Below are 239 nucleotides of genomic sequence, written 5' to 3'. Positions count from 1 at the left end.
GCAAAAGTTACAGGTTCTCAAGCTCTTTACGAAGTTACCAACTGGATAACATGCTAATCCAACATTTCGGAATTCTTCCATAATTTCCTCTTTTTTATCCTCTGGAATTTCTATATAAAGTTGTTGGAATGTTGTTAACTCAAGTTCCTCATCTTCACTCATATATTTTGAGATCATTAAAAGTTGTCTAGCGTTTAGTTTTGCCCCAAACCCTATTCCCCCATTTACGGCAATTTTTA

Annotated in this window: 1 pseudogene; it reads right to left on the bottom strand. The window is 34.7% G+C overall.

Going from position 1 to position 239, the window contains the following annotated elements:
• Positions 1 to 239, bottom strand: a pseudogene (locus RYX56_RS25055) (nitrite reductase); the annotation flags it as partial.

The sequence above is a fragment of the Alkalihalophilus lindianensis genome (assembly GCF_032843265.1).
Classification (GTDB): domain Bacteria; phylum Bacillota; class Bacilli; order Bacillales; family Bacillaceae_D; genus Alkalihalophilus; species Alkalihalophilus lindianensis.
The sequence above is the reverse complement of the archived record's forward strand: the minus strand, read 5'-3'. Positions and strand labels throughout refer to the sequence as shown.